The 6,740-nt window shown below is 66.2% G+C and carries 10 protein-coding genes and 4 tRNA genes; 12 read left to right on the plus strand and 2 right to left on the minus strand.

The genetic code is table 11. The annotated features are described in order from the left end of the window. Positions 1-2 precede the first annotated feature (2 nt). Entirely contained in the window at positions 3-620 is a 618-nt protein-coding gene (locus VGP60_RS22190; protein ID WP_327549976.1) for a GyrI-like domain-containing protein, read from the plus strand. Here VGP60_RS22190 and VGP60_RS22195 read toward each other — a convergent pair. Then, positions 617-1,393: a DUF418 domain-containing protein gene (locus VGP60_RS22195; RefSeq protein WP_327549977.1), complete on the minus strand. Its 777-nt coding sequence runs from the start codon at positions 1,391-1,393 to the stop codon at positions 617-619. The two genes, VGP60_RS22190 and VGP60_RS22195, sit on opposite strands and share 4 nt — an antisense overlap. Here VGP60_RS22195 and VGP60_RS22200 point away from each other — a divergent pair. The 6 genes from VGP60_RS22200 (at position 1,382) to VGP60_RS22225 (ending at position 2,385) form a co-directional block, all read left to right on the plus strand. Beyond that, the gene (locus VGP60_RS22200) at positions 1,382-1,633 is read left to right on the plus strand and encodes a TetR/AcrR family transcriptional regulator C-terminal domain-containing protein (protein WP_327549978.1); all 252 of its coding nucleotides are present in this window, start codon (positions 1,382-1,384) and stop codon (positions 1,631-1,633) included. The two genes, VGP60_RS22195 and VGP60_RS22200, sit on opposite strands and share 12 nt — an antisense overlap. 65 nt (positions 1,634-1,698) lie before the next feature. Then, the gene (locus VGP60_RS22205) at positions 1,699-1,836 is read left to right on the plus strand and encodes a hypothetical protein (protein ID WP_327549979.1); all 138 of its coding nucleotides are present in this window, start codon (positions 1,699-1,701) and stop codon (positions 1,834-1,836) included. A gap of 119 nt (positions 1,837-1,955) precedes the next feature. Next, positions 1,956-2,029 (plus strand) — tRNA-Arg (locus tag VGP60_RS22210). A 28-nt stretch (positions 2,030-2,057) separates the two neighbouring features. Continuing rightward, positions 2,058-2,130 (plus strand) — tRNA-Asp (locus tag VGP60_RS22215). Between the two features lie 100 nt (positions 2,131-2,230). Further along, positions 2,231-2,302: transfer RNA gene (locus VGP60_RS22220), tRNA-Glu, on the plus strand. An 11-nt stretch (positions 2,303-2,313) separates the two neighbouring features. Then, positions 2,314-2,385, plus strand: a tRNA-Gln gene (locus tag VGP60_RS22225). 20 nt (positions 2,386-2,405) lie between these two features. Here VGP60_RS22225 and VGP60_RS22230 read toward each other — a convergent pair. Further along, positions 2,406-2,783, minus strand: coding sequence for a nuclear transport factor 2 family protein (locus tag VGP60_RS22230; RefSeq protein ID WP_327549980.1), 378 nt, complete (start codon positions 2,781-2,783; stop codon positions 2,406-2,408). A gap of 73 nt (positions 2,784-2,856) precedes the next feature. On the opposite strand from VGP60_RS22230, the gene VGP60_RS22235 reads away from it, so the two are divergent. The 5 genes from VGP60_RS22235 to VGP60_RS22255 form a co-directional block, all read left to right on the plus strand. Next, complete coding sequence (locus VGP60_RS22235; protein ID WP_327549981.1) at positions 2,857-3,453, plus strand: PadR family transcriptional regulator; 597 nt, start codon at positions 2,857-2,859, stop codon at positions 3,451-3,453. Further along, on the plus strand, positions 3,428-3,862 hold the full coding sequence (locus tag VGP60_RS22240) for a hypothetical protein (protein ID WP_327549982.1): 435 nt from the start codon (positions 3,428-3,430) through the stop codon (positions 3,860-3,862). The genes VGP60_RS22235 and VGP60_RS22240 overlap by 26 nt, the downstream gene beginning before the upstream one ends. Before the next feature lie 274 nt (positions 3,863-4,136). Beyond that, entirely contained in the window at positions 4,137-5,327 is a 1,191-nt protein-coding gene (locus VGP60_RS22245) for a helix-turn-helix transcriptional regulator (protein WP_327549983.1), read from the plus strand. Positions 5,328-5,931: 604 nt separating this feature from the next. Then, positions 5,932-6,162, plus strand: coding sequence for a hypothetical protein (locus VGP60_RS22250; RefSeq protein ID WP_327549984.1), 231 nt, complete (start codon positions 5,932-5,934; stop codon positions 6,160-6,162). A 41-nt stretch (positions 6,163-6,203) separates the two neighbouring features. Continuing rightward, positions 6,204-6,740, plus strand: a 537-nt coding sequence (locus tag VGP60_RS22255) for a Scr1 family TA system antitoxin-like transcriptional regulator (protein ID WP_327549985.1), incomplete at its 3' end; no start/stop codon positions are given.

The raw sequence follows: 6,740 nt of genomic DNA on the forward strand, positions 1-6,740 counted from the left end.
CCATGCCCCCTTACGACCCGAAGCGGGAATTCAAAGAGTTCTACGCCCCGAAGAACACCGGCTGGGCCCTCGTGGACGTGCCCGAGCAGCAGTTCATCGCCATCGACGGCAGTGGCAATCCCAACACCGCCACGGAATACACCCAAGCCGTCGAAGCGCTTTACACAGTCGCCTACACGATCAAGTTCGCGACTAAACGCGCTGACGGCCGGGATTTCGTCGTGGCACCACTGGAAGGCCTGTGGTGGGCCGACGACCTCGAAGCGTTCACCACCCGCGCCAAGGACTCCTGGCGCTGGACGATGCTCGTCAACCAGCCTGCCTGGATCACCGAGACCGCGGTGGAGGAGGCGAAAACCGTTGCGCTGGCGAAGAAAAAGCTTCCCGCCATCGCCGGTGTCCGGTATCAGACGCTGAACGAGGGCCGATGCGCACAGGTTCTGCACGTCGGGTCCTACGACGACGAAGCGCCGATCCTCGCCCACCTCCACCACGAATATCTCGCCGCGCACGAGCTCGAACCAGTCGGGCAGCACCACGAGATCTATCTCGGCGATCCCCGGAAAACCGAGCCCGCCAAACTGAAAACGATCCTCCGGCAACCGGTTCGCCCGATCTAGGACACGACCTGGCGGCGGCCGTAGGTAAGCCGTCGCAGCAACGTCTCGGCCGGTCCCCGGGAGGACCGCCGCTGCAGGAGGTACGCCCCGATCACGGTGATCAGCCAGACGCCCACCGCAGACACAGTCGCGGTCAACGTCGGGTTGTCGGATTTCGAGCCGAGCGAGAGCAGGAACGGCGCGGTCAGCAACGTCCAGGCGAGCGTCTGGAACAGGTAACCGCTCAGGGAACGCTGTCCCAGTGCGGTGATCGCGCCGACGACGACGTTCTTTCGCGGTGACGCCATGGCTTTCGTCAAGGCGAGGGCGAGCAGGCCGAACAGGCAGAGGTAGCCGACACCGCCGAAGAAGCCCGACGTTTCGTACAGCAGCTTGGCCGTCGAAGCGGTGTCGGCGTCGAGGTGCAGGAATCCGCCGCTGAGCAGGCCCATCGGCAGGCCGCCCAGGACGGCGATGCCGAGTCCGCCCACCGCGCCCCAGCGCAGCAGCCGCCGGTGGTTCTGCGGCTCCTCCAGGATCCGGCGCCGCGCGGCCCAAGCACCCACCCAGACGAACAGGATGAACGGCAGCATGCTGAGTACGGTCGCCGGCCACTCGGTCAGCCGGTCCGCCACAGCGGCGCCGAAGCTGTCAGCCGCCATGGACGTGGAGTCACTCGTCGGGAGCACCGAAGTCACCGCGGAATCGCCCGCGATCCCGATCGCCACCACGACGGCGAGCACCTCAGCCTGCTCGGCGGCTACGTGCGGCAGGCGAGTGTGGTGACCCAGCAACTGGAGGAGGGCAGGCGCGACGCCGGTCTCGACCAGATCCGGGTCGAGCAGGACTACGGCAGGGCGTTGGCGAGCCTCGTCGACCCGGCCCGCTTTCCTGACGCCGCGAAGCTTTTCGCGTCCCCTGTCTTCGCGGCGCCGCCGGAAAACCTCGCCGACACCCCGGCGGATCGCGAATTCGACTTCGGTCTAGAACTCATTCTCGACGGCATCGCCGCCACGATCGAAAACGCGGCATAAATACAATTGACGGTCGTGGATCCATCGGTGATGATGAATGCACACGGGCAAACGGAGGAGAAGTCATGACGAACACGCGGGAGCGAGGGATGCGACGCCAGTACTCGGGCGCCGTGGTCGCCGCCGTGCGCCCGTCGGATGATCGCGAGCCTCTTTCGGCGCTCGAACAAGAGCTGCCGAGCCGTGCGGACTCCCCGCCATGACGTAGACGTCGTCAGGTCGAGGGAGCCGCCCATCGGGAAACCGATCCGGGCGGCTTTCTTTATGGGGTGCCACCCCTTATTCGGTGCGCCCGAAATCAATTCGTCGTTGTGAATTTAAAGCCTTTGTAGCTCAGCAGGAAAGAGCGCGCCATTACGAATGGCGAGGTCCCAGGTTCGAGTCCTGGCAGGGGCACGGCCGTCGCGTGTGGACGGCACTGAATGCTCACGTAGCCCAACGGTTGAGGCACCGCGTTGTCAGCGCGGAAGATGCGGGTTCGAATCCCGTCGTGAGCGCGTTTCACCGGGCACGAGGGAGACGGTAACCCGTCCGCTTTGGGAGCGGAAAACACCGCGTTCGACTCGCGGGTGCCCGACTAGAACGCAAGACATCGATGGCGCGTTGGTCCAGCGGAACGGATACCGGATTCTCACTTCGGTGACGCGGGTTCGACTCCCGCACGCGCTACGTGAAGGCAGTCCCGGTTGGTGTAATCGGCAGCACGGCGGATTTTGGCTCCGTCAGCCCAGGTTCGAACCCTGGACCGGGAGCGCCGTTCGTCACCTGGTGGTCACGCCTCGGCCGCGGCGAGTTTGGCCTGCATGGCTTTGGCCAGCGCGAGCGCCGCGCTGAGCGGGCGGACCATCACCATGAGTTCGTCGATCGAGCCGTCTTCGCCGGTGTGGAGGAAGTCGCTGCCTTCGAGTTCCATGTCCCCGACGCGCGCGTGGAACACGAGCACGTGGTCCGCCGCGCCCTCGGCGCCGATCTCGCGCACGTAGCGGAAATCCTCGAAGACGTGGAACACGGCGTGCAGGAGCGGCGCGACGGCCGCGCGGCCTTGGTAGGGCTTGAACACCACAGGGCTGCGGAAGGCGATGTCCTCGGAGAGTAGCGCCACGGCTGCGTCCATGTCCTTGGCTTCGACGGCGGCGCGGAACGGATGCACGGCTTGACCTCCAGCTAATCAACAAGTTTAATAGGTGCGGATGACACTACTACGCCGTACGGGAGATGGGTAGATGGCGCTGCGCCACGCTGTCCTCGCCGCCCTTTTGGAGGGCGAAGCGTCGGGCTACCAGCTGTCCAAGCGGTTCGATGTGTCGGTCGCCAACTTCTGGTCGGCCACCCCACAGCAGCTTTACCGCGAGCTCGAGCGCCTCGAGGCGGAGGCGCTGCTGCGGGGCCGCGTGGTCGAGCAGGAGCGCCGGCCGAACAAACGGGTGTTCACCCTTACCGCCGCCGGACACGAAGAGCTGCACGCCTTCGTCGCGCGGCCCGCCAAGCCGACCGCGATCCGCGACGACCTCCTCGTCAAGGTGCAGGCCGCCGACGGCACCGATCTGGACGCGGTGCGGGAAGCCCTCACCGAGCGTTTGGCGCAGGCACGCGGCAAACTCGCGCTCTACGACCGGCTCCGCGACAACCTTCTCGATGGGCAAACCGAAAACGCGCACCTGCGTGACGCCGAACGCGTCGGGCCGTATCTCACGCTCATGGGCGGGCGCATGTACGAGGAGCAGAACATCCGCTGGTGCGAGGCCGTCCTCGCGGTGCTCGAGCGGCGATCACGGGAAACCCACGGAGGCACCGGTGTCTCAGCTGCCGTACCTGGATGAGCACGCCACGGACATCGCCGCAGACGTCGATGCTGTCTGGACAGCTTTGCTCGCAACACTGGACCGAGCCGGGATGGCCGGCTACGCGCGGATCGTCGGCTGCGCCGACTACACGGCGTCCGGGCCGCGTCCGCTCGCCGAAGGCTCGACGATACCGGGCTTTCGGGTGGTCACCGCGCTTCCGGCAGCCGAGCTGGCACTGGAAGGACGGCACCGTTTCTCTTCCTACGCCCTGATTTTCCGCATTGAGCCGGACGGTGCCGGCCGGTCGCGGTTACGCGCCGAGAGCCGGGGCGTCTTTCCTGGTCTCCTCGGCGGTGTTTACCGGCTGCTCGTCATCGGCACGGGCGGGCACGTGGTCGCCGTGCGACGCTTGCTCTCTGCTGTCAGGCGTCGCTCCGAGGCCTAGGTCGCCACGAGAAGTCGACATCACGTGATACCCAGCGTCCGCAACTACCGCCATCTGTCGACAGATGGCGAAGATCGCTCAGAGCATCCCGCGGGCACGCCACATTTGCCTTGAATTTCGGTACTGCCGATCCCCTCGTGACCCGCTCGGCCGTTGATCGACAACGCCTGCTCTGACGGGTAGCGGCTACCCTGGAAGGACCTCTTCGCGGAGGATCGCCCCCGGCCGACGGGCCGGGGGCACGCGAAGAGGCCGACTCCGCGAATGAGGCTAGATGGATTCGTCCACCGAACTTGGCCAACGCCTCCGTGAGCTGCGCTCGTGGCGGAAGCTCAGTGTGCGGGCAATGGCCGAGCTGTCCGGGATCTCCTACGGTTACTACGCCAAGATCGAGCGCGGCGAAAAACCTGTCGACAGTCGGCAGCTACTCGAAGCCTTCGCCAGCACGCTGCGGGTCTCGCCCGCCGAGCTCGCCGGGAAGCCGTACGCGCCCGCCAACCCTGCAGACAGCGAGACCCGCGCCGCTCTCATCACCATCGAGGACGTGTTGACGGGCTGGTCGATCGGCGAATCCCCGGACCGCCGGGCGATGCCCTGGCACGAGATCACGGCAAACTTGACACGGCTGCAGAAGGTACTGCGTCCGAGAGCGGATTTCGACGGGCAAGCCGCGATGCTGCCCGAGTTGATCCGGGAGCTACTCGCTGCGGTGACGGAGCCTGAGCACCGCCAGGACGCTCTGCTCGGGCTACTGGATGCCTACAAGACTGCGGCTTACCTCGCTCACGACCTCGGCACTCCTGGACTGCCGACGCTTGCCGTGGAACGGATGCGCCAGGCCGCTGAGGAACTCGACGACCCCACTCAGCGCGCCGAGGTCATGTGGCGCCGCGCCCACCTGCTCAGCGGGGCGAACCGCACCCGCCAATACGAGCTAGCCGCGCAGGTCGCCGACGCGTCGGACGTGATGCCACACATGCGGGGCATGGCGAACCTGACTGCCGCACTCGCCTCGGCCTCGCTCGGCCGGTCAATCGACGCGGCAACCCACCTCGACGAGGCCGACGCGATCGCGCACCGCATCGACACCGACGACCAGCCCTGGAGGCTGACGGACTTCGGCCGCACGAACGTCGCGATCTGGCGGGTGGCGATCGGCGTCGAACTCGGCGAAGGCGCACGAGTCGCCGAAGTCGCTACTCAAGTACGCCCGAGCGATGTGCCGCCGCACCGCCAAGCGGCGTTCTGGATGGACTACGGCCGTGGCCTTCTGACCGAGCGGGCGAGCCGGGACCGTGGCGTGGCTGCACTGCTGCAAGCCGAACGAATCGCACCGCAGAAAACGCGGAACAACGTGTTCGTTCGTCAAGCTGTCGCCGGACTGCTCGGTTCAGCGCGCGGCGACGCGGCTGGTCGTGAGCTTCGAGGGCTCGCGTGGCGCCTGGGTGTGGCTCCGACCGGGTGAACCGGACCGGGTGTGTCCCAGGAGGACACAAACCCTGACCTGCCGCTCTTACCGTCCGTCGCATAACAGCGAGCGGGTGAGGTGGGGCATATGAGCAGGTTGGAGCCAGGCGGCTTTTCAGGCAGCGGTCCGGGATTGCCGCCAGGATCGGCGTGTTGAGCCCGAGCGTGAAGTCCGGCCCGAGCAGGTCGAGACGGACCCGGCGATCTGGCCGAGTCGCGTTGCTGGACCGGCCGGTGCAACGGCGAAGAGGGCCATCTGATGACGCCCCGAATCGCGATCCGCTGGTACGCCGAGGATCACCAGGCGCACGCCTACCCTGTGGACGAACTCAGCGGGGATTGGGCATTCGCTGAACCGCTGTGTGCGCCATGGGAACACGCGATCCCCCACCCGCGCAGAGCGGTCAGTTCGCACGACCTTCCCTCTCTCGGCAGCAGGTGCGAACGGTGCCCACGCTGCGCGGCGTGGACTCGTACCCACGAGCACACCGTGGTTGTCCAGGGTGAGCCGGTCACGGTCGCGGGAGGCCTCCCGCACCATCTGGCGGTGGCCGGCGAACTCGTGCCATCGAATCCGACGCGGGAAGCCGAGGAATCCAGCGATGCGCCGTGAACTCGATGAACGGCGAGAGTGGCGCGACCCAATCCGGCGCCTCAATGCCGCGATCAACGCCGAGGTGGACAGTCTCATGGATCAACTCGCGTCGACCCTGGGCGAACGCGCGGCCACCGGACTCGTCGAGATCGGCGAACACCTGCGTGAAGCCGCCACCGACATGATCGACGTAGGGCGCGCCCATCAACACCACGCCCGGATGACGCACAACACCTGATCTCCCGGTCCCCAGCGGGGCCACGAGAGGAACCAAAACTGATGTCCAGGTCAAAGAACCTGCCGACGATTCGCAGCCGGGAACTCGGAGAAGGATTGCGCGTCGCGATACGCGGGGCGGGACTGGGTGTGCGGGAGCTCGCGCACAAGCTCGGGTGGACGCATCCGTTTGTGTCGCATCTGTTGAATGGCAAGAGAAGTTTCAGCGACGAGGATCTGTTGAGTTTGCTCCTGGTGTGCGGTGTCCATCGAGATGAGCGTGCACGCTTGCTCAACCTTTCCCGGGAATCCGGGATCCGAGGTTGGCTCCAGCATTACTCTTCCGGCACGCCCGAACAGCCGCGCACACTCATCGATCACGAACGCAAGGCAACGGATATTTTTGAGGTGCAGTGGGCGGTACTGCCGAAGTTGCTGCACGCCGAGGGGTACGCGCGGGCCTTGCTCAGCCAAGGGACGTCTGCGTCAGAGGCTGTCGAGGCGTTGGTGGGGGCTCGACTTGGCAGGCAGGCCGTGTTCACCCGGTCACCGCCGCCGCGCACGGTTTTCTTCGTGCACGAGCCCGCGCTAAGAGTCTTG

Source organism: Amycolatopsis sp. (genome assembly GCF_036008905.1).
GTDB lineage: Bacteria > Actinomycetota > Actinomycetes > Mycobacteriales > Pseudonocardiaceae > Amycolatopsis.

Bases quoted from the DNA above. Each gene is read 5' to 3' on its own strand.
- VGP60_RS22205 (WP_327549979.1), top strand. From the start codon at position 1,699: ATGACGAACACGCGGGAGCGAGGGATGCGACGCCAGTACTCGGGCGCC.
- VGP60_RS22235 (WP_327549981.1), top strand. From the start codon at position 2,857: ATGGCGCTGCGCCACGCTGTCCTCGCCGCCCTTTTGGAGGGCGAAGCG.
- VGP60_RS22250 (WP_327549984.1), top strand. From the start codon at position 5,932: ATGCGCCGTGAACTCGATGAACGGCGAGAGTGGCGCGACCCAATCCGG.
- VGP60_RS22245 (WP_327549983.1), top strand. From the start codon at position 4,137: ATGGATTCGTCCACCGAACTTGGCCAACGCCTCCGTGAGCTGCGCTCG.
- VGP60_RS22190 (WP_327549976.1), top strand. From the start codon at position 3: ATGCCCCCTTACGACCCGAAGCGGGAATTCAAAGAGTTCTACGCCCCG.